Raw genomic sequence first — 20,699 nt, 5'->3', positions numbered from 1 at the left:
GCGGTAGCCGACCAGGTCACCGCTGGATCGACTTGATCTCGAGGAACTCCTCGAGCCCGTACACGCCGGCCTCGCGCCCGTTGCCCGATTGCTTGTATCCGCCGAAGGGGGCATTGGCGTTGAAGGCGCCCGCATTGATCTGCACCTGCCCCGCTCTGATTCGGCGGGCGATGCTCTCGGCCCGCTCCGTCGAGGCCGACCACACCGCGCCGGCCAGGCCGTAATCCGTGGCGTTGGCGATCCGCACCGCGTCATCCTCGGAGTCGTAGGCCTCGATCGCCAGCACCGGGCCGAAGACCTCCTCTTTGTGGATTGTCATGTCCTCGGTGACATCCGAGAACACCGTCGGCCGGACGAAGGCGCCGGGCGCGTCGGCTTCGGTCTCGCCACCGGTGACCAGACGCGCACCTTCAGCCAGCGCGTTACGGATGTAGCCGAACACCCGTTCCTGCTGCGCCCGCGACGACAGCGGGCCCAGCGCGGTCCCTTCCTCGGTGGGATCCCCGACCGGCAGTGCGTCGGCGGTTGCCTTCGCGAGTGCCTCGACCTCGGCGAGTCGCCCGCGCGGGACGATCATGCGGGTGAGGGCCGAGCAGGTCTGGCCGGAATTGAGCATCATCGTCTTGACCGATGCGGGCACGACCGATTCCAGGTCGGCGTCGTCGAGAATGATGTTGGGGCTCTTGCCGCCGAGTTCCAGTGAGACCCGCTTGACCGTGCGGGCAGCGACTTCCTGGACGCGCCGGCCGGCCCGGGTGGACCCGGTGAAGCTGACGATGTCGACATCGTCGTGGCCGGCGATCGCTTCTCCGACATCTGGGCCGGTGCCCAGCACCAGGTTGAACACGCCTGGGGGAAGACCGATCTCGTCGATGATCTGGGTCAGCGCCAGTGCGCACAGCGGCGTGATTTCACTGGGCTTGACGACGACGGTGTTTCCCGCGGCCAGCCCGTAGGCGACCTTGAGCGCGATCTGGTGCAGCGGGTAGTTCCAGGGCGTGATCGCGCCCAGCACACCGAACGGCTCCCGCACGATCGTCGATCCCCGGTACTGGGTCTCGAACTCGTATCCGCGCACGATGTTGGCGGCCTCGGTGAAACTGTTGAGCGGTAGCCCCAGCTGGATCGCCCGGGAAATCGAAATGGGGCAGCCCATTTCGGCGGATATGGTGCGGGCCACGTCCTCGGATCGCTCGGCGAGCTTGCCGGCGATAGCGGTCAGATAGTCGGCCCGGTCACCGACCGGGGTGGCCGACCACGCCGGGAATGCCGCGCGGGCAGCGGCGACGGCGGCGTCGACATCGGCGGCGGTACCCGCCGTGAACTCGGCGATCACCTCGTCGTTGGCCGGATTGACGACGGGGATGCGGGTGGTTCCGCTCGAGCGTGCCCACTGGCCGCCGATGTAATTGCTGTCCTGGTTCTGCATCAAAGCCCCTTGTCCGGTTCGGTGGTCGGTGTGGCCCACCGTGAGGTGAATCACCAACCGTAGAGCGGCGGCGAGCCCGAGGGCACCACATTCCGCTGACGACCGGAGGTAGCGCCGATGGCGGCAATGCCGCTGGATAGGCTGGGCCGGATGAACCTCGACGGCAACCAGACGTCCATCCGTGAGGCGATCGATGCCGGGTTGTTGGCCGGGGCGGTCACCCTGGTGTGGCAGGCGGGCAAGGTGCTCCAGGTCCACACCTTGGGGCACCGTGACGTCGGGGCCCGGTTGCCGATGCAGCGGGACACGATCTTCCGGATCGCATCGATGTCGAAACCGGTGACGGTGGCCGCGGCGATGGCACTGGCCGAAGAGGGCAAGCTCAGGCTCAACGAGCCGGTGACGAAATGGCTGCCGGAACTGGCCGCGATGCGGGTGCTGCGCGAACCGCGCGGACCGCTCGACCGAACCGATCCGGCACGGCGGCCCATCACGTTCGACGATCTGATGACCCACCGCAGCGGACTGGCCTACGTCTTCTCGGTGCTGGGGCCGTTGGCCGCGGCCTACGGCAAGCTGTCCTTGCGCCAGGATCAGGATCGCTGGCTGACCGAGGTGGCCGCCCTGCCGCTGGCCCATCAGCCCGGTGAACGACTCACCTACAGTCACGCCACCGACGTGCTGGGCATCGCGTTGTCCCGGATCGAGGGCAAGCCGCTGTCGCAGGTACTGGCCGAACGGATCTTCGCGCCGCTGGGCATGGTCGACACCGGTTTCTCGGTCGATGCGGCCGGCCGCCGCCGGACGGCCACGATGTATCAGCTGACTCAGGAGAACGCCTTGACCCACGAGGTGATGGGTCCGGCGCCGATCATGGATCCGCCGTTCTGCACCGGCGGCGCGGGGTTGTTCTCCACGGCCGACGACTACTTGACGTTCGCCCGGATGTTGTTGGGCGGCGGGACCGTCGACGGGGTGCGCGTGCTGTCCGAGGAGTCGGTGCGGTTGATGCGCACCGACCGGCTCACCCCCGAACAGAAGCAGCACCCGTTCCTCGGTGCCCCGTTCTGGGTGGGCCGGGGCTTCGGACTCAACCTGTCGGTGGTGACCGACCCGGCCAGGTCCCGGCAGCTGTTCGGGCCGGGCGGGCTCGGTACCTTCAGCTGGCCAGGGGCCTACGGCACATGGTGGCAGGCGGATCCGTCAGCGGACCTGATCCTGATCTATCTGATCCAGAACCACCCGAATCTGGGTGTGGATGCCGCCGCCGTCAGTGGCAACACATCGCTGGCGAAACTGCAGAGCGCACAACCCAGATTCGTGCGCCGCACCTACCAGGCGCTCGATGTGTGAGCTCGGCGTGCTTGAGGATCTGCCCTGAAGTGGTTAGCGCACAAGTTGTTTGAGCAGTCTGCGCGATCGCCTGCCCCACCGACGACGTAGGCCCCCGTCGCGCTGCCATCCAGGATAGGGTTCGCTGACCCGAATCCGAGGTGTCCGGCAGGGAGCCATGTGCGCAGATGTTCCGTTCGCTGGACGCTGCGCGCCCGCCGCATTTCTGGCAACGAAACCGGCATCACGTTGCCGACTGCGCGATAACCATAAACGCACCGTATGTATCACAGGAAACTCCCAGAAACCGCCACAAGCGGCGATGGAGGCAAACTGGGTAGCCATTGAAATTAAGGATAGGCTCAGCTAATCTACGCGCGGTCAGCCGCGGGCTGCCCATACCCTTAATCACATACAGGAGAACCATGGAGCTCGCCCTCCCCCATGACTCGGGCCGCTATCGCCCTGAGTCCCCAGCCGGTGCAACACAATTCAGTCCGCTGTACAAGCGGATGATGGTGGCCGGCGTCGCGGTTGCGGGTGCATCCGTCATCGCTGTGACCCCGACAGCGCAGACCGCCCAGACCTTGACCGCGATCCAGGCTCGCGCGGTGCAACTGTCGGCGTTCGCCGACCCGTTCACCACCCTGCAGACCGCGCTTCAGACGTCGGCAGAGCACGTGCAGTACGGCCTGAACACGATCAGCACGCTGTATCCCGAGCTGTTGCAACAAACCCTGGACGTCGCTCCGGACGCATTCACGGAATTGGGTACGGCCCTGACCAACGCAGAGGGCTGGCAGCAGGTCATGGCCAAGCTGCCCGAATACAGCGCGGCGATCCAGGCGGCACTGGACAGCGCCTCCAACGGCGCCTCCGAAGGCGGCGATCAGGGCGGCGGGCTCAGCCAGTTGCCGACCGTGTTGCAGAACGTCGCCACCTATCTCGCGGCCGGTAAGTTCAGCGAGGCCTACACCGAGGTGAACGACTGGTTCCTGTGGAGCCTGGGTTATGGCGGCGGCTGGGAAGCCATGAAGGTGCTGCACATTCCCGGTGAGATCCTGAAGACCCTCGGCGCCACCCGGCTCGGCACGGTCTCCGACGCGCTGTTGTCCGAGAAGATGCTCGGGCTCTACGCCACGTCGGTCCTGACGCCCTTCATCGGCGCCACCTTCCAGGCCACCGAGATCCTCGACGAGGTCGCCATCGCGGCGCAGGCACAGGATTGGGAAACTGCCGCGAGCGGCCTGGTCAACCTGCCGGCCAAGGTGCTAGGTGCCTACCTCAACGGCCACGTGCCCAGCTTCGCGTACGGCGACTGGCCCGGCGCCCTCACGAAGGGTGGAACCCTCGAGACCTTCCTGTTCACGATTCCCCGGGAGATCACCTGGGCGTTGACCAATCCGATCCCACTGACCACGACGGAGACTCAGGCCTCGACCGCGGACGTGACCTCGGCCACGATCGCTCCGTCCGACGCGCTGGTCACACTGGACGTCGACCCCGCCACCGAAAGCGCCTCGGCTGCACCGACTTCGAAACTGGCGTCCAAGCTGGCCGCCAATCTGAAGGCGCTGGCCCCGGTCGCGGCCGTCACGGAGGTTGCCACCGATGTGGTGGATCCGGCCGACGCCACAGCCGTCCCGGCGACCACCGAGCCCGTCGCCACCGCACCGGTCGATGAGGCCGAGACGGTGGACGACACGGCAGCGACCGCCCTGGCGGTCAAGGCCGAAACGAGCACCGCCACCAAGCCCGAGACGGCCACGGCGGTCAAGGCCGACACCACCACGGCAGCCAAGCCTGAGGCGTCCACGGCTGCCAAGCCCGACACCGCCACGTCCGTCACCACCAAGTCGGATTCCTCGTCAACCGCGTCGACCGCGTCGACTGCGTCGACCGACAAGGCCGACACGGGTTCGGCGGGCACGAAGTCCGAGGGCACCAAGGCCCGCAACACCAAGCCGGCGAAGAGCAAGTCGGGAGCTACCGGGTCGCGCGGCACTTCCGCCACCAAGTCGGGCGCCCACAAGTCCGGATCCGACTCCCACAAGTCCGGGAGCAAATCCGGCTCCAAGTCGGGCGGCAGCAGCGGCTCCGGCAGCAGTGAATAGACCGGATCAGTGACGCGGATGGCCCCCCACCACGCTGGGGGGCCATCTGCAGTTCACCCATCGAACCGTGAAACTGCAGGCGGCCCACGATGTCTCATCGATCGCCGGACCCGGGAGCCAGGTGTGTTGAGGTCAGCGCTCGATCGACTGGGATTGACCAGTACGGACCAGGATCCCGTCGCCGAGTACGTTCGCGTCACAGCCCTCGACACTGCGCACAGTCGACGTCGTTCGACCGTGGTGGTGGGGCCCCTCGCACTGCCCCCGATGCCGAAACTCGCGCGACGCTACGAGGCGATGGCCGGGTTGGGGCCGCGAGCCCGGCTCAGCTTGGAACCGTCGGCACAGACCAACCGGTGGCGGGTGTGCCGGGTAGATCCAGCCGAGGTGATCACCGCGACAGATCCACTGCCCACGGGCGTCTCGCCCACGCAGTTGGTCACGACGATCCGGGCCCGGCAATCTGACCGGTCCGGTAACGGCATCCGAATTCTGTGCGCCGGCGACCATCTGGCGATCGACTTCTCCCACGGTCTCGGCGAGGCCGCGCTCATCAGCACATTGCTCGATGTCCTTCTCGGCGTGGTTGATCCATGCGACCCGGACCTCTGGCGCCGATTCCGCCATCACCGGGCACCACTGCTGCGCGCCGCGCTGGACACTTTCGGGGCCGATCCCCGGCGCATCGCCGGGCTCGCCGGCCTCTACCGTCGACGGCCCCGTCCCGCTGCACCCCCGGGCACCCGGCGGCCGAGCACACTCACCGAGCGCTTCGTCGGCTCGCCGGCCACTCGATCTACGGTCATACCAGCAGAATTCGTCAACCAGCTGCGCCGGCGTCGCGACACGAGCACGCCGGGCGTGAGCATGATGGCACTGTGCACACACGCGTTGTGGGAAAGCTTCGCGAACGCGGGCCTCCCGGTGGATGGCAGTGTGAAGATCCCGTTCGACATCCGCCGTTACATCCGCGACGGATCCAGCACACTCGCCTCAGCCTCGGCGGGCCTCGACTTCGCCATCGACGCCCAGGACGGCCCGGCCCGACTCCAGGCCGATATGGACCGCTCCGCCCGGACCGGGCGCCCGGTGGCCAATTTGCTGATCAGCACGATGAAAGCGCGGCTCGGCCAAGGGGACCCAACTGAACCCCATCCGCAGGAGCCGCGGGTACAGCTCCTGCACTCCAACGTCCTGCGCGCGGTGGCGACACAGCGTTGGCCGTTCACCGATCACGCCGACGCCCACATGCTCGTGTCCAGTGAACCGGTCAATGCCGAGGGGGTCACCGTCACCTCGGCGTGGACGTCGGGAAATCTCTGTCTCACCGCGGAATTCCACCGCAATGTCTTCGATCCCGACCAGATCGGCGCGGCGCTCAACGCCGTCGGGCCCGGGATGCTCAACCTCATCGACATCGACGACACGATTGACCGACTTTGAGATGATGGCGACATGATGCGCTTCCGCCGAGAAACCATCGTGCGACGGGTGGCCACACGAGCCACCGCGATCGCCGCCTCGATGCTGCTCGCCGGCTGCACAGTGCCCAACCTGTTGGGCCACGCATCTCCCGAGCCGGACGACACCGTGTTGTTCTCCGACGATTTCGACGGTCCCGCCGGGACCCTGCCCGGCCCCGAGTGGCACATGGAGACCGGCGGTGGCGGCTGGGGCAACAACGAAATCCAGATATACACCGACGATCCTCGCAACGTGGGACTCGACGGCGCCGGTCACCTCGCCATCACCGCGCGGCGAGATGGCCAACGGATCACCTCCGCGCGGATCACCACCGAGCGGTCGTTCACATTCACCACCGGCCGCGCCGAGGCACGGATCTCGATGCCGTCCGGGGCTGGGGTGCACACCGGATTCTGGTTGCTGGGCGCCAACATCGATGAGGTGGGGTGGCCCGCCTCGGGTGAGATCGACGTCATCGAAACACTCAATGACGCAGCGGAATACCACACCGGTGTGCACACCCCGCAGAAGAGCTCGGTCCGCGGACAAGAGATCTCGGCATCCGGCCCGGCCCCATTCCCGCTGGCCGGCGAGTTCCGCACCTACTGGGTCGATCGCACCCCGGAACGCATCGTCACCGGGGTCGACGGCCACACCCTGAGCATCATCACGCCGTTCAACCTCGCCCCCGACGCCACCTGGGTGTTCGATGCGCCGTTCTATCTGCTCCTCAACCTCGCCATCGGCGGGAACTGGCCGGGCCCGCCGGACGACTCCACGTTCCCCGCCACCATGCTCATCGACTGGGTACGCGTGTCGGCACGCTGAGAGTCCGCCTCCTCAGCGCTCTTTCGGTTCACCGGCGCGCTGCACGCGGATGTCACCGATCAGGCCGTGATGGTCCGATCCGGGCAGGTCGACCCGGCGTATCGCAATCGGCGTCGGACCACGGGTGAGGATCTTGTCGATCGCCAACAACGCTGGAAACCGTCGGTCTGCCGGGTACGTGGCCAGGATTCCGGCGCCCAGGTACTCCTGCGCATCGAGCAGCGCTCCGACACCGTCGGCCGCCGAATCCCGCAGCAGATCGCGGAACTGGCGGTGATCGTAGGTGGAGTTGAAGTCGGCTCCGACGATCAACGGCCGGGTCTGGGCCGCGAACTCCGCGTGCAGCCGGCGCAACTCGTAGACCCATTTCCAGGAGGGCTCCGGATACGGTGGCACCGGGTGTAGCGCGTAGACCTCGGTGGGCGCGGCACCGGGGATCTGCGCGACAGCTTTGACGTTGTGCAATGCGTAGCCGTCCAGCAGGGCGCCGTCCTGCAACGGGAAACGCGAGAAGATACCCGCGCCGCCCCCACCGTCGCGGGGGCGGACGAACGAGTACTGCAGGGTCCGCGAGAGTCCGGCCTCGTCGAGCCGGCCCACCGCCGCCGGCGTCAGTTCGACCACGGTGAGCAGATCCACCCGTTCGTCGACCACCGTGTCGACAATCGACCGTGCATCAGCCTCGCCGAGCCGAATGTTGGCCTGCATCAGTCGCACCGACAGATCGTCTGGAGCCGTGGTGTGGGAGGAACCGACGAACAACGGCAATTGCGACCAGATACCGGCCGCGGCGATCGCCACGCACACGGCGGCCGCCAGCCGTTGCCGTGCGAGCAGCAACAGCACCATGGCGGGCACCGTCAGCAGGATCAGGTAGGGCGTGAACGACGCGATGCGGGTGGCCGTGGAACTGTCCACCCCGATGAAATGCGTCGCTGTTCCCACTGCCGCAGCGGCCGCTGCCACAACCCCACACACGGCTGCACCCCTACGAATGAACTTCATCACGGCCATCTTGTCACGGCGAAATCCAGCGCCCCGTGGTCGCGGCGGTGTCGGCCTGCGTCGCGGCCATGGCGTACCTCCCACAGCACGGCGTCCGGCAAATATTCTCAAGCCCATGAGAACTGCCGAGCTGATCGCGGTTGCCGCCGACCGCCCCGGCGCTCCGCTGCCTCAGGGACTCAGCTTGTTGGACGGCTGGCTGCCCGCCACGATCCAACTGGCGGCAGTGGTCGTACTGATTGTCGCGGCAGCGCGGTCATCGCGGCGGTGGCCGATGGTCTGTGTCACGGCCGCGGCCATCGGTGCCGGGTTGGCGCTGGCGGTGCGGTGGTACGTCTTCGCCCACGGCATGACCACCAATCCGGTGCCCGTGCAGCTGTGGGTGTGGATCGGGCTGTCGGGCGCCGCCCTGGTCGTTCTGGTGCTGGGGTGGCGGGCGACGTCCTGGTGGCGGCGCGGCGCAGCGGTCGCAGCAGTTCCGTCGGCGCTGGTGTGCGTCCTGCTGGCCACCAATATCTGGATCGGCTACTTCCCCACCGTCGAGCTGGCCTGGGCACAGCTGTCGGCGGGCCCACTGCCCGACGAGGTTTCGGAGCACCAACTCGCCGAGCGACGACGCTCCGGCAACACCGAGGGACCTGGTGCCGTGATCCGGATCGATGTGCCCGACACGGGTTCCGGCTTCCGCCACCGTCAAGAAATCGTGTATCTGCCGCCGGCGTGGTTCGCCGCCGACCCGGCGCCCCAACTTCCTGTCGTGCTGTTGATCGGCGGCGCCTTCAACACCCCCGAGGACTGGGCCCGCACCGGCAACGCGATCGCCACTGTCGATGCCTACGCCGCCGAGAATCACGGCTACAGCCCGATTTTGGTGTTGCCGGACGTCGGCGGATCGTTCAACAACGACACCGAATGTGTGAACGGGCCGCGCGGTAACGTCGCCGATCATCTGACCCGCGAACTGGTGCCCTACGTGCAATCCCGGTTCGGCACCCGTCCGGCCGGGCACGGCTGGGGCATCATCGGATTCTCGATGGGCGGTACCTGTGCGACCGGCCTGACTGTTCGCCATCCGGACATATTCAGCGCGTTCGTGAACATGGGCGGCGATATCGGACCCAACGTCGGTACCGAGGAGGCGACCCTGACCGACTTGTTCGGCGGCGACGCGGACGCGGTCAAAGAGTTCGACCCGCGCGAGATCATGTCGCGTCACGGTCCCTACACCGGCGTATCCGGATGGTTCGTCGTCTTCCGGACTCCACAGGGAGCTGGTAAGCAGCCGCCGGTGCAGGCCGACACACCTCCGCAATGCGACATCTTGGATGTGTCCGACGATCAGTCGAAGGCTGCTCGCACCCTGTGCACCTCGGCGCGCAACCTCGACATCGAGGCCCGGGTGACCGTCGCCGACGGCGACCACGACTGGCCGATGGCGGGACAGATGCTGGCCACCACGCTGCCGTGGATGTCCGAGCGTCTCGGAACGCCGGGGGTGGCGCCTGACCCGAATACGCTCACAGACCCGCTGGCCGTGCGCTGACCACCGCGTACCTCATCCCGCCAGAGCGTGGCGGGCGTAGGCCCGCACATCGGCGTCGCTGTCCTCAAGCGCCACGGTGAGCGCTTGGCGGGCAGTCGATTCGGAGTCCGCCCAACGGCTCAAGCTCAGCACCGCCGCCTTGCGGACGTCGAGGTGCTGGTCGTCCAGTGCCCGCGCCAGGGTGGGGACCGCGACTTCCGGCTGCGCGCCGGCCAAGGCCCGCGCTGCGCCCTGACGGATCTGCCAGGCCGATTCGGTGAACGCCTTCTCCACACTGACCACGTCGTCCTCGGTGCAGCCGACCGCGCCCAGAGCGGCCAGCGCCGCCGCCCGCACCAACGGGTCCGGATCGTCCAGCGCCATCCGCACCGCGCCGGCGCCGGCCCGCAGGGTCGCCAGCCCGCCGACCGCGGCGATCCGCACCTCCCGGTTCTCGTCGGTGGTCGAGGCCGCCACCCCGGTGTCGTCGTCGACCGACACCAGCGCCCGCACCGCCTCGATCCGGACCCGATGATCGGGATCGGTCGACGCGGCCCGGTACGCTGCAGCGCTGCCGGCGCGCCGGGAACTCAACAGGTACACCGTGACTGCGCGGACCACCGGGTCCGTTGAGGCCAAGCCTGCGGTGAAGGCACCCGGATCGGGCAGCACCTCGACGAGTTCCCGAACCGCGTCAGCAGTCTCGCGCCGCACCCCGGCGTCCTCGTCGGCCAGGGCGGCGACCAGCGATTGCTGGTAGCCATCGGGCAGGTGCTCGACGAGCGTGGCGACCGCGGTACGCCGGACGCCGGCGTCCGAATCCGCCAGGTAGGCGATCAGATCCGCCAGTGACGGCTCCTCCAGGGCCAACACCGCGGCGATCCGCGGCGACGGCGGTTGCGCAGACGAAGCCGACCGGACCCGGGAATGTTCGGCCGCCGGAGCCCGGCCGCCGTGCAGGTGCGGCTGTTCGACGCTGGTCACCGGATCGTGTGAGGTCAGGTGGTCCAACTCGGGCACGGCGACGAAATACGGTGCCACCGGCCGCTTCACGAACTGCATGGTCCCGTCGGCACCTTTGTACAGGTTGAGGTGATAGCGCCACTGCGCATCGTCGCGCCGGGGAAGGTCGGCGCGCTCGTGATAGAGGCCCCACCGTGATTCGGTCCGGGTCAACGACGACCGCGACGCCATCTCGGCGCAGTCGCGGATGAAGGACACCTCCGCGGCCCGCATCAATTCGTGCGGGGTGCGCGCACCGATGCCCTCGACCTCGGCCGTCATCCGCTCGAAGGTCTGCACCGCGATCGACAGTTTGGTGGCGGTCTTCGGCGGGGCCACATAGTCATTGACGAACCGGCGCAGCTTGTACTCGACCTGTGGCTGCGGAGGTCCGTCCGGGTGCCGCAGCGGGCGGTAGATCAGGTCGTGCGCCGCGGCCACCTGGTCGGCCGGAAGCGTGTCCGGCGCGGGCACGCCCGCCAGTGTCGAGGCCGCGTGCTCGCCGGCCAGGTCGCCGTAGACGAAGGCACCGATCATGTAGTTGTGCGGCACGCACGCAAGGTCACCGGCGGCGTACAGGCCGGGCACCGTGGTCCGGGCGTGCTCGTCCACCCACACACCGGAGGCGGAATGCCCTGAGCACAGACCGATTTCGGAGATGTGCATCTCGATGTCGTGAGTGCGGTAGTCGTGCCCGCGGTTGGCGTGGAACGTACCTCGGGTGGGCCGTTCCGTGGTGTGCAGGATGTTCTCCAGCGCGGTGATGGTCTCGTCGGGCAGATGGGTGACCTTGAGGTAGATCGGTCCGCGCGCGGATTCGATCTCCTGCTTGACCTCGGCCATCATCTGACCCGACCAGTAGTCCGAGTCGACGAACCGCTCCCCCAGCGCATTCACCTGGTAGCCACCGAATGGATTGGCCACATAGGCGCAGGCCGGACCGTTGTAGTCCTTGATCAACGGATTGACCTGGAAGCACTCGATTCCCGACAGTTCGGCCCCGGCGTGATAGGCCATGGCGTAGCCGTCACCGGCATTGGTGGGGTTCTCGTAGGTGCCGTACAGATACCCCGAGGCCGGCAGACCGAGCCGGCCACAGGCCCCGGTGGACAGGATCACGGCTTTTGCCGCGACGGTGACGAATTCTCCGGTGCGGGTGTTGAACGCAGCGGCGCCCACCGCCCTGCCGTCCTGGGTCAGCACGCGTACCGGCATGAGCCGGTTCTCGATCCGGATCTTCTCGCGCATCGAGCGTTGGCGCAGCACGCGGTACAACGCCTTCTTGACGTCCTTACCCTCGGGCATCGGCAGCACATAGGAACCCGAGCGGTGCACCCGGCGCACCGCGTACTCGCCATGCTCGTCCTTCTCGAACTTGACGCCGTAGCGTTCCAGCCGCTGCACCATGGCGAATCCCCGGGTGGCGGTCTGATAGACGGTGCGCTGGTTGACGATTCCGTCGTTGGCCCGGGTGATCTCGGCGACGTAATCCTCGGGTTCGGCCTTTCCGGGGATGACTGCGTTGTTGACGCCGTCCATGCCCATCGCCAAGGCGCCGGAGTGCCGCACGTGCGCCTTCTCCAGCAGCAGCACCTGGGCGCCGTTCTCGGCGGCGGTCAGCGCCGCCATGGTGCCGGCGGTGCCGCCGCCGATCACCAGGACGTCGCAGTCGATCCGGACGGGGTCATCGGCATCGGGAATCTCGGTCAGTTCGGTCATGGTTGCTCCAGGGCGGCGATGATCCCGGCGCGCAGCGCGGATCGTTCGGGATGGTCGGTTCGGGGCTGGGCCACCTCGATCAGAGCCCGTAGCGGCTGACCGGCGCGGCCCAGCACGGCCACGCGGTCCCCGAGGGTGAGGGCCTCGTCGACATCGTGGGTGACGAACACGATCGTGGTCGGATGGGCCTGCCAGGTGTCGATCAGCAGCCGCTGCATCGCCGTCCGGGTCTGGGTGTCCAGCGCCGCGAACGGCTCGTCCATCATCACCGCGCGGGGCGCACCGGCCAGCCCGCGGGCCAATTGCACCCGCTGGCGCATCCCCCCGGAGAGGCTCTTGGGCAGGAAATCGGCGAAGCCGGTCAGGCCGACCTCGTCGATCCAGCGGTCGGCCCGCTCCCGCCGTCCCGCCTTCGGCTCACCGCGGAGCTGCAGGGCGAGTTCGATATTCGACCGCACCGTGCGCCACGGCAGCAGCGCACTGTCCTGGAACACCATGCCGCGGTCTCGCGAGGTCGTGGTCACCGGTTCGCCGTCGGCGAGCACCCGGCCGGCGTCGGGTCGCAGCAGACCGGTCAATGCCCGCAACAGGGTGGACTTGCCGCATCCGGACGGTCCGGTGAGCACCAGGATCTCGCCGGGCTCGACGGTCAGGCTCAGGTCGGAGATCACCGGAGTGCCGGTGTAGGACAGGCGGATTCCTTCGAGCTCCAGCCGCATGCCGGTGGCGGTGGCAGTGGCAGTGGGACTCATCGCGTCGTCTCCTCAGCGCGTGGCAACCAGCGGGTGGCCCGGCGGCCGATCAGCTCGACCGCGGCCGCGGTCACGAAACCCAGCACACCGATGGTGATGATGCCGACGAACACGTCCGGATAGTTCAGCACCGTGTAGGCCTGCCAGGTGCGGTACCCGACACCGAGCCGGCCCGAGATCATCTCGGCCGAGATCACGCAGATCCAGGCCACTCCCATGCCGACCGAGAGCCCACCGAACAGGCCGGGCAGGATTCCCGGCAACACCACCTGGCGTAGCACGTCGAGACGCCCGCCACCCAGGGTGCGTACCGAGTCCTCCCAGATGGTCGGCAGGGCCCGCACGGCGTGCCGGACGCTCACCATGATCGGGAAGTAGGCAGCCAGGAACGTGATGAACACGATTCCGGCCTCATCGCTGGGGAACAGCAGGATGGCCACCGGCACCATGGCGATCGCCGGGATCGGACGGGCCAATTCGGTGAGCGGACCGAAGATGTCGGCGAACAGCGCGGTGCGCCCGAGCAGGATTCCGGTGACCACCCCGACGGCCGCGGCGATGCCGAAGCCGGTGAGGATCCGGATCAGCGACTGGCCGAGGTCGAGCCAGTACTCCGGGGTGCCGAGCCGGTTCAGCAGGGCCGCAGTGACTTCGGTGACGGTCGGCAGGGTGTCGAAGCGCAGACCCAGCCGTACGTCGTTCGCGGTCAGCAGTTGCCACAGCACGACTGCGCCGACGACAGAGGCCAACCGCAGCAGGCGATGGGGCCACGCCGACGGGGTGCGTCGTGGGGACGGCGCCAGGGTCGCCGGAACCTCATCGACCGTGGTCGGGGCGGCGTCGGTGGTGGTCATACCGCACCTGCCAACGCTTGCCGGTAATCGATGATCGTGCTGCCGGGGTGGGCGCTCGCGTAGCGTTCGGCGCCGGCCTGGGTGCCGAACGGCAGGAAGTCCTCGTCCCCGGCAGCGGGCAGTCGCACCCACACCGACTTGTCGGCGAACCATCGGGTACCCAGTTCGGCGTCGCTGACATACGCGGCGCGCACCTTCTTCCCGTCGCCTTCCGCCTGCCGGATCGCCTTGAGCAGGCAGACCGGCGTCGCCGCCGGTGTGGTGGTGTCGGATCCGTCGAGCCAGAGTTCACCCGCGGTCGCCGGATTGTCGACCGGCTTGTGGCACACCGGGTCGGTCCCACTCAGTGCCGAGGGGTTGGCGGTCGAGCTGAGAAGCTTGTCGTAGTCTTGTCCGCGCGCAGCGAATGCCGCCCGCAACGGCGCATCGTGGACGAAGCCGGCCACGTCGAGATCGGCGAAGTTGTCAATCGACTTCAGGTATGGCACATCACCTTTGAGCGCCTCGATCAGCGACGGCTTGAGCGTGGTGTCGAACGAGGTGCCACCGGGCCCGTTGTAGAGGTAGACGACCTCTTGCGGCAGCCCACTGCCCTCGGCGACGATGCGGGCGGCTTCCAGGGGCTTGGTGTTGATGAAGTCGGTCGCGTCGAGTTGCGCCTGCAGGAAGGCATCGAGAACCTCTGGGTGGTCGGCCGCATAGGCCCGGCGCACCACCACTCCGTGCAATGTCGGATAGTTCAGCTCGGCGCCGTCGTACAGCAGCTTGGCCTTGCCCTGCTGGACCAGTAGCCCCGGCCAGGCGACGAACTGTGAAAGGGCCTGAACCTGGCCGGATTCCAGGGCAGAGGCACCGACCTGCGGCTGCTGGTTGAGCACTTCCACACCGGACTTGGCATCGATGCCGGCTCTACCGAGGGCCTGCACCACCATCCCGTGGCCGGCCGATCCGACGCTGGCCGAGACCTTCTTGCCGGCCAGGTCGGTCAAGGATCTGATCGGCGAATCCGGGGTCACCACAACCATGTTCAACGCACCTTTGGGGTTGTACCCGGTGACCGAGACGATCTCGGTCTTGGCACGTTCGTTGGCCTGCGTCTTGGATCCGTTGATCAGCATCGGGTAGTCGCCCATCGAACCGATGTCGATCTTCTCGGCCACCATCTGCGCGGTGATCGGGGCCCCGGTGTCGTAGTCCTGCCAGGTCACGTTGTACTTGGTGCCGGTGCGGGTGGTGGTGTCGGCCAGGCGGCGTTCCAGGTAGCCCTGGGCACGCAGCAGGGTTCCGGCGGTGACGGTGTTGATGGTCTTGGACTGGTAGCCGACGACGACGTCGACGGTGTCGCCGGATTGTGTCGCCGAGTCCAGCGAGCAACCGGCGGTCGCGAGTGTCAGGCCGGCGGTGAGGGCGATCAGGGCTGTTTTCACTTCGGTCCTCTAGCGGATGAGGTAGGGCATGTTGACGGTGACCGCGCCGGTGGGGCAGCGAGCGGCGCAGGGGCCGCAGTACCAGCACTCGTCGACGTGCATGTAGGCCTTGCCGTTGTCAGGGTTGATGGCAAGGGAATCGAGCGGGCACACGTCGACGCACAAGGTGCAGCCTTCGATACACAGGGATTCGTCGATCGTCACCGGGACATCGGCCCGCTGATTGACCAGCGTCATGCATCTCTCCTTACGAGGTTGCCGCGCATGGTGATTCGATCACCACGCATCCGGATGTACTCCAGATCGACGGGCCTGCCGTCGTCCAGACTGGTCAGCCGTTCGGCCATCAACAGCGCCGAGCCGGCCGGCACCTGCAGGGTTGCCGCGGAATGCGGGTCGGCTGAAACCGCCTCCAGGGCAAGGCTTGCCCCACCCAGACGCTGACCACTGACCCGCTCGATGAGCGCGAAGATGTCGTTGCTCTCCAGCGAATGAGCGATCACCTGCGCCCCGACGTCGGGGGCCAGGTAGGTCAGGTCCAACGACACGGGGAGCTCGGCGAGGTATCGCAACCGCTCGATGAACACCACCTGGGCGCCGGGCTCGACCCCCAGTTTGCGGGCGACCGCCGGAGGTGCCGAGAGCCATTGCACGGCACGCACTTCGTTGCGGACATCGCCGTAGTCCTTGAAGGTTTCCTTCAGCCCCACCAGCGCATCGAGGCCGTGGTCATACTTGCGCGCCGCCACATGGGTGCCCACTCTGGTGCCGCGGTCGATCAGACCCTCGTTCTTGAGAACCGCGAGAGCTTCCCGGATGGTGTTGCGGGAGACGAAGAATTCGGCGGCCAGGTCCGACTCGGCCGGCAACGCATCGGCGTAGGCGCCATCGTAGATCTGATGACGCAGGACGTCGGCCACCTGGCGGGCCTGATCGGCGCGGGGGCGACGGATCGGCGTCGGCTCTGAGGGCTCGGATGAAGCTGCGGGCTGCGGCACGCACATCACGGTATGGGCCGGTCGGGCCGCTGCGCAGCGCATGGATTTCGGCCCGGGCGCAGGTTACCCGATTGCGCCGCTGCGGCGTCGGCGCTACCAGGTCAAACCGTACGGCGGCCCGGCATTACGCCACCGCAGGCAACCGCAGAATTTACAATCGCAGTGATCGAAACGTCACGGGCGCCCCGTCAGCTCACGCCAATTCCAGAGCCGGCGGCTCGTAGGACCGCACATCGAGCAGCGGAATCACCTGCCGGGCGAATCGCTCCGCCTCGGCGGCCAACGGCCACCCGGACAGGATCCAGGTGTCGATGCCCAGCTCCGCCGACAACTCGGTGATCAGCTTCGCGACGGTTTCGGGACTGCCGATCAGATAGTTGCCCGAACCCTTGCCGGCAATGTCGAACGGCGGCTCCCCGGAGGTCCACGTGGTCAGTCCGGCGGCCAGGCCCGGCGCGAACTCCAGGTCCGCACGGGTGGGCAGGCGGCCGGACCGCAGGGCCTCGATGCGGGACTGGACCTGCGCGTCGCCACTGGACATCTCGGCCAGCGGTCCGAACCCGAACGAGCGCAGATTCCGGTCGGCCAGTCGTGCCATCTCGGCCGGATCGGTATGTGAGAGCTGCCATTCGAAGTGCGCCCAGGCGTCGTCATCGGTGTCACGGACGATCACGCTGGCCAGCACGCCGGCCGGGATGGTGCGGCCGTTGTGCGCGGCTGCTTCACGCATGGCGCCGAAGGTGTTGGCCAGCAAGGCCGGTTCCGCCAGAAAACTCAGATAGACGTCAAGCACCTCGGCGGCGTGGGCGATGCCTTCCGGCGAGGCGCCGGTTCCCCACACCGGTACTCCCCCACGTTGTCGCGGACCGGCGATGGGCGGCTTGTAGCGGGGTCCGAGCCGGAAGTGCTCGCCGTCGACGGCATCGGCGTTGTCGAGATACAGCGAGCGGACGAGTTTCCAGTACTCCTCGGAAATCTTGTACCGCTGCGCTTTCGGTGCGAAGCGGCCGTACCGGGCCAGCACCGGATCGGCACCGTTGACCTGGTTGAAAATCAGCCGGCCGCCCGAGTAGTGGTCGAACACCTGAGCTTCCTCGGCCAGCAACGCGGGCGGTTTGACGCCGGGATACTCCGGGATCATGAAACGCAGGCGCTCGGTGTCGCCGATCAACGCGATCGTTTCGCGCGCGGTGCTCAGCGCTCCGTAGTAGCCCAGTTGGTCCAGCGCGTGGGCCAGCGACCGCAGGTGCGAAAGCGAAGGCGGCACACGGTGTTCCGGCTGCCAGGGCACATCGCCGTCGGCGCCGTTGATGTACCACATGATCCGCAGACCAATGCAGTTCGAGCCGTCCACGCCGCCCCTTTCAACTCAGCACGCGCATAGGGGCAGCAGCCCACCCATGGACTGTAGAACAGCCAAGTCACCTGCGGGGGGCCACCTTTGCGGGGTTATTCGTCGACCGGGCCGCCGCGCACTGCTTGCGACGCGGCCCGGATCTGCGGCGTCACCAACATCACCTGTCCGAGCACACCGTTGACGAACCCGGGCGACTCGTCGGTGGACAGTTCCTTGGCGAGCTCGACGGCCTCGTCCACCGCGACGGGTTCGGGCACGTCTTCGGCGTGCAGCAGTTCCCACACCGCCACCCGCAGGATGGCGCGGTCCACGGCCGGCAACCGCTCCAGCGTCCAGCCCTGCAGATGCGCCGAGATCAGGTCGTCGATGTGGGCGGCGTGCTCGGTGACACCGCGTGCCACCGACACCGTGTACGGGTTGAGCGGGGTGACGTCGTCCTGGTCTTCGGCCAGCGCGGTCCGGCCGTCGGCCACCGCCTCCGGAGTCAGACCGCGCGCCTCGGCCTCGAATAGCAGGTCGACAGCGCGTTTACGGGCCTGGTGGCGACCCCGGTCGCCGCGGCGATCAGGCATCGTCAGCCGTTCACGCGGCCGAGGTAGCTGCCGTCGCGGGTGTCGACCTTGAGCTTGTCGCCGGTGTTGATGAACAGCGGAACCTGGATCTCGGCGCCCGTCTCCATGGTGGCGGGCTTGGTGCCGGCACTGGAGCGGTCGCCCTGCAGGCCGGGCTCGGTGTGGGTGACTTCGAGCTCGACCGACACCGGCAGCTCGAGGTACAGCGGGGTGCCGTCGTGGAAGGCGATCTGCACCGGCAGGCTCTCCAGCAGGAAGTCGGCCAAGCGGCCGACGAGCGCCTCGGACAACGGATGCTGATTGAAGTCCTCGGAGTCCATGAAGACGAAATCGCTGCCATCGCGGTAGAGGTAGGTAGCGTCGCGGCGGTCGACGGTGGCGGTCTCCACCTTCACACCGGCGTTGTAGGTCTTGTCGACCACTTTGCCCGAGACGACGTTCTTCAGCTTCGTGCGCACGAACGCCGGCCCCTTGCCGGGCTTGACGTGCTGAAACTCGACGATCTGCCACAGCTGTCCGTCGATTTGCAGGACGAGCCCGTTCTTGAAGTCGGCAGTCGATGCCATGAGGGTGTTGCTCCTAAGTTTTCGTCACAAGATGGCCAATTCCTTGGGGAACCGGGTAAGCAGGTCGGGTGCCGCCTCGCCGACGACCAGGGTGTCCTCGATGCGGACACCGCCGCGATCGGGCAAGTAGACACCTGGCTCCACGGTGACCGCAGAGCCAGCAAGCAGTGTACCGGCGGCAGTGGCATTGATTCCCGGCGCTTCGTGGATCTGCAGGCCGACGCCGTGTCCGAGCCCGTGACCGAAGTGCTCCGCGTAGCCGGCATCGGCGATGACCTGGCGCGATGCGGCGTCCACCGCGCTCAGCGGCACCCCGGGAGCCAGCGCGTCGCGACCGGCCTGCTGCGCGGTGGCCACCAGGTCGTAGATGTCGCGCTGCCAGCCCGCGGCCGGGCCCAGCACGAACGTGCGTGTCATGTCGGAGTGGTAGCCGGCCACCAGGGCACCGAAGTCGATCTTGACGAAGTCGCCGGCGGCCAGCACCGCGTCGGTGGGCCGGTGATGCGGGATGGCCGAGTTCGCGCCGGCCGCCACGATGGTCTCGAACGACGGCCCGTCGGCGCCGTGGTCGAGCATCAGCGCCTCCAACTCGTTGCGCACCTGACGCTCGGTCCGTCCCGGGCGCAGACCGCCGCGCTCGACCAGATCGGTCAGGGCCGCGTCGGCGGCTTCGCAGGCCAATCGGAGCATCGCGATCTCGCCGGCGTCCTTGACCTCGCGCAGGGCCTCCACGGTGCCGGCGGCCCGTACCCATTCGACCGCGCCTCCGGCGGCCTTCGTCAGGGCCGTGAAGGCGTCCACGGTGACCACGTGACTCTCGAAGCCCAGCTGCAGTGCCCCGGCACGGGCGGCATGACCGGCCAGATGGGACCCACAGGCCCGCTCGATCACCACCGTGGCGTCCGGCGCCTGCTGCGCGGCCTGGGTGCGGTAGCGCCCGTCGGTGGCCAACACCGGCACGACATCCTCGGCGAAGATCAGCAGCGCCGCGTTGGAGCCGGTGAAACCGGACAGGTAACGCACGTTGACCAGGTCAGTTACCAACATCGCGTCCAGACCCGATTCCGCCAGCCGACGCCGCAGCCGATCCCTGCGCTGGGAAATAGTCACGGTCTGTGACGCTACTCGCTACGCTGTGCCCCCATGAGCAAGTGGTTACTGCGCGGAGTGGTGTTCGCAACAGCGATGGTCATCGTGCGCTTACTGCAGGGAGCACTGATCAACGCCTCGCCGGGGAATGCCACCTGGTTCAGTCTGGCGCTGGTCACGTTGTTCGGCATCGGCGTGCTGATCTGGGGTCTGATCGACGGGAAGAGCGATGCCCGGCGCAACCCGGATCCGGACCGTCGCGCCGACATGGCAATGACCTGGCTGATCGCCGGCCTGTTCGCCGGAGTCGTCGCCGGCGCTGTCGCGTGGTTCATCGGGCTGTTCTACAAGAGCCTGTACACCGATGTGCTGCTCAACGAGCTCACCACGTTCGCGGCGTTCACCGCGCTGGTGGTGTTCCTGGTGGCGGTGGCCGGCGTGACGCTGGGCCGCTGGCTGGTGGACCGCAAGGCCCCGCCGCAGCCCCGGCAGCGCCACCACGGTCTGGCTGCCGACGACCGGGCCGACACCGATGTGTTCGCCGCGGTGAGCGCCAACGGCGCCACCGAGAACGTCGACACCACACAGCCCGTCGAGTATCCCGAAGAGCCCAAGCAGTAAGCGGTCACGCCCGCGAGGGCGGCGGATTTCAGGTGGATTTCAGGTGGC

18 protein-coding genes are annotated in these 20,699 nt (G+C 67.6%); 6 read left to right on the top strand and 12 right to left on the bottom strand.

The window, feature by feature from the left end:
- Window positions 1–16 precede the first annotated feature (16 nt).
- Window positions 17–1,429, bottom strand: coding sequence for an aldehyde dehydrogenase family protein (locus FR943_RS13485; protein ID WP_217157826.1), 1,413 nt, complete (start codon window positions 1,427–1,429; stop codon window positions 17–19).
- A gap of 150 nt (window positions 1,430–1,579) precedes the next feature.
- Between FR943_RS13485 and FR943_RS13480 the strand changes: the two genes are divergently transcribed.
- The 4 genes from FR943_RS13480 to FR943_RS13465 all read left to right on the top strand — a co-directional run bounded on the left by FR943_RS13480 (window position 1,580) and on the right by FR943_RS13465 (window position 7,167).
- Window positions 1,580–2,782, top strand: coding sequence for a serine hydrolase domain-containing protein (locus tag FR943_RS13480; RefSeq protein WP_217158246.1), 1,203 nt, complete (start codon window positions 1,580–1,582; stop codon window positions 2,780–2,782).
- Between the two features lie 404 nt (window positions 2,783–3,186).
- Window positions 3,187–4,875, top strand: coding sequence for a hypothetical protein (locus FR943_RS13475; protein WP_217157824.1), 1,689 nt, complete (start codon window positions 3,187–3,189; stop codon window positions 4,873–4,875).
- Between the two features lie 267 nt (window positions 4,876–5,142).
- Window positions 5,143–6,318, top strand: a complete 1,176-nt coding sequence (locus tag FR943_RS13470; RefSeq protein ID WP_217157821.1) for a hypothetical protein — start codon at window positions 5,143–5,145, stop codon at window positions 6,316–6,318.
- Between the two features lie 81 nt (window positions 6,319–6,399).
- Window positions 6,400–7,167, top strand: a complete 768-nt coding sequence (locus tag FR943_RS13465) for a glycoside hydrolase family 16 protein (protein WP_217158244.1) — start codon at window positions 6,400–6,402, stop codon at window positions 7,165–7,167.
- Between the two features lie 12 nt (window positions 7,168–7,179).
- On the opposite strand, the gene FR943_RS13460 is transcribed toward FR943_RS13465, so the two are convergent.
- The gene (locus FR943_RS13460; RefSeq protein WP_308170541.1) at window positions 7,180–8,112 is read right to left on the bottom strand and encodes an endonuclease/exonuclease/phosphatase family protein; all 933 of its coding nucleotides are present in this window, start codon (window positions 8,110–8,112) and stop codon (window positions 7,180–7,182) included.
- Window positions 8,113–8,287: 175 nt separating this feature from the next.
- Here FR943_RS13460 and FR943_RS13455 point away from each other — a divergent pair, with 175 nt between their 5' ends.
- On the top strand, window positions 8,288–9,715 hold the full coding sequence (locus tag FR943_RS13455; protein ID WP_217157818.1) for an alpha/beta hydrolase: 1,428 nt from the start codon (window positions 8,288–8,290) through the stop codon (window positions 9,713–9,715).
- A 12-nt stretch (window positions 9,716–9,727) separates the two neighbouring features.
- On the opposite strand, the gene FR943_RS13450 is transcribed toward FR943_RS13455, so the two are convergent.
- From FR943_RS13450 to FR943_RS13405, 10 genes are all read right to left on the bottom strand, one after another.
- Window positions 9,728–12,415 (bottom strand): fumarate reductase/succinate dehydrogenase flavoprotein subunit, encoded by a 2,688-nt coding sequence (locus tag FR943_RS13450; protein WP_246584979.1) that lies wholly within the window; start codon window positions 12,413–12,415, stop codon window positions 9,728–9,730.
- Window positions 12,412–13,167: an ABC transporter ATP-binding protein gene (locus FR943_RS13445; RefSeq protein ID WP_217157816.1), complete on the bottom strand. Its 756-nt coding sequence runs from the start codon at window positions 13,165–13,167 to the stop codon at window positions 12,412–12,414. The genes FR943_RS13450 and FR943_RS13445 overlap by 4 nt, the downstream gene beginning before the upstream one ends.
- Window positions 13,164–14,021: an ABC transporter permease gene (locus FR943_RS13440; protein WP_217157808.1), complete on the bottom strand. Its 858-nt coding sequence runs from the start codon at window positions 14,019–14,021 to the stop codon at window positions 13,164–13,166. The genes FR943_RS13445 and FR943_RS13440 overlap by 4 nt, the downstream gene beginning before the upstream one ends.
- The gene (locus FR943_RS13435; RefSeq protein WP_217157806.1) at window positions 14,018–15,448 is read right to left on the bottom strand and encodes an ABC transporter substrate-binding protein; all 1,431 of its coding nucleotides are present in this window, start codon (window positions 15,446–15,448) and stop codon (window positions 14,018–14,020) included. Before FR943_RS13435 ends, FR943_RS13440 begins: the two co-directional genes overlap by 4 nt.
- Window positions 15,449–15,457: 9 nt before the next feature.
- Window positions 15,458–15,685 carry a 4Fe-4S dicluster domain-containing protein gene (locus tag FR943_RS13430; RefSeq protein ID WP_067766052.1) on the bottom strand — a complete coding sequence of 76 codons (228 nt, stop codon included), beginning with the start codon at window positions 15,683–15,685 and terminating at the stop codon, window positions 15,458–15,460.
- Entirely contained in the window at window positions 15,682–16,446 is a 765-nt protein-coding gene (locus FR943_RS13425) for a GntR family transcriptional regulator (RefSeq protein WP_308170540.1), read from the bottom strand. The genes FR943_RS13430 and FR943_RS13425 overlap by 4 nt, the downstream gene beginning before the upstream one ends.
- A 193-nt stretch (window positions 16,447–16,639) precedes the next feature.
- On the bottom strand, window positions 16,640–17,767 hold the full coding sequence (locus FR943_RS13420) for an LLM class flavin-dependent oxidoreductase (protein WP_217158240.1): 1,128 nt from the start codon (window positions 17,765–17,767) through the stop codon (window positions 16,640–16,642).
- Window positions 17,768–17,895: 128 nt separating this feature from the next.
- The gene (gene nusB / locus FR943_RS13415; protein WP_217157802.1) at window positions 17,896–18,375 is read right to left on the bottom strand and encodes a transcription antitermination factor NusB; all 480 of its coding nucleotides are present in this window, start codon (window positions 18,373–18,375) and stop codon (window positions 17,896–17,898) included.
- 2 nt (window positions 18,376–18,377) lie between these two features.
- Window positions 18,378–18,941 carry an elongation factor P gene (efp, locus tag FR943_RS13410; RefSeq protein WP_217157800.1) on the bottom strand — a complete coding sequence of 188 codons (564 nt, stop codon included), beginning with the start codon at window positions 18,939–18,941 and terminating at the stop codon, window positions 18,378–18,380.
- Window positions 18,942–18,965: 24 nt separating this feature from the next.
- Entirely contained in the window at window positions 18,966–20,051 is a 1,086-nt protein-coding gene (locus FR943_RS13405; RefSeq protein WP_217157798.1) for a M24 family metallopeptidase, read from the bottom strand.
- A gap of 33 nt (window positions 20,052–20,084) precedes the next feature.
- On the opposite strand from FR943_RS13405, the gene FR943_RS13400 reads away from it, so the two are divergent.
- Window positions 20,085–20,651, top strand: coding sequence for a B-4DMT family transporter (locus FR943_RS13400; protein WP_217157796.1), 567 nt, complete (start codon window positions 20,085–20,087; stop codon window positions 20,649–20,651).
- Window positions 20,652–20,699: the final 48 nt, after the last annotated feature.

Origin of the sequence: [Mycobacterium] fortunisiensis (genome assembly GCF_019050325.1) — a bacterium.
Lineage (GTDB): Bacteria > Actinomycetota > Actinomycetes > Mycobacteriales > Mycobacteriaceae > Mycobacterium > Mycobacterium fortunisiensis.
This window is presented reverse-complemented; position numbering and strand designations above follow the sequence as displayed.

What these genes read in the sequence shown, in the direction of transcription:
- FR943_RS13470 (WP_217157821.1), top strand. Translation starts at nt 5,143, where the DNA reads ATGCCGAAACTCGCGCGACGCTACGAGGCGATGGCCGGGTTGGGGCCG.
- FR943_RS13430 (WP_067766052.1), bottom strand. Translation starts at nt 15,685, where the DNA reads ATGACGCTGGTCAATCAGCGGGCCGATGTCCCGGTGACGATCGACGAA.
- nusB (WP_217157802.1), bottom strand. Translation starts at nt 18,375, where the DNA reads ATGCCTGATCGCCGCGGCGACCGGGGTCGCCACCAGGCCCGTAAACGC.
- FR943_RS13485 (WP_217157826.1), bottom strand. Translation starts at nt 1,429, where the DNA reads ATGCAGAACCAGGACAGCAATTACATCGGCGGCCAGTGGGCACGCTCG.
- FR943_RS13465 (WP_217158244.1), top strand. Translation starts at nt 6,400, where the DNA reads ATGCTGCTCGCCGGCTGCACAGTGCCCAACCTGTTGGGCCACGCATCT.
- FR943_RS13400 (WP_217157796.1), top strand. Translation starts at nt 20,085, where the DNA reads ATGAGCAAGTGGTTACTGCGCGGAGTGGTGTTCGCAACAGCGATGGTC.
- efp (WP_217157800.1), bottom strand. Translation starts at nt 18,941, where the DNA reads ATGGCATCGACTGCCGACTTCAAGAACGGGCTCGTCCTGCAAATCGAC.
- FR943_RS13420 (WP_217158240.1), bottom strand. Translation starts at nt 17,767, where the DNA reads ATGTGGTACATCAACGGCGCCGACGGCGATGTGCCCTGGCAGCCGGAA.
- FR943_RS13480 (WP_217158246.1), top strand. Translation starts at nt 1,580, where the DNA reads ATGAACCTCGACGGCAACCAGACGTCCATCCGTGAGGCGATCGATGCC.
- FR943_RS13455 (WP_217157818.1), top strand. Translation starts at nt 8,288, where the DNA reads ATGAGAACTGCCGAGCTGATCGCGGTTGCCGCCGACCGCCCCGGCGCT.
- FR943_RS13440 (WP_217157808.1), bottom strand. Translation starts at nt 14,021, where the DNA reads ATGACCACCACCGACGCCGCCCCGACCACGGTCGATGAGGTTCCGGCG.
- FR943_RS13475 (WP_217157824.1), top strand. Translation starts at nt 3,187, where the DNA reads ATGGAGCTCGCCCTCCCCCATGACTCGGGCCGCTATCGCCCTGAGTCC.
- FR943_RS13450 (WP_246584979.1), bottom strand. Translation starts at nt 12,415, where the DNA reads ATGACCGAACTGACCGAGATTCCCGATGCCGATGACCCCGTCCGGATC.
- FR943_RS13445 (WP_217157816.1), bottom strand. Translation starts at nt 13,167, where the DNA reads ATGAGTCCCACTGCCACTGCCACCGCCACCGGCATGCGGCTGGAGCTC.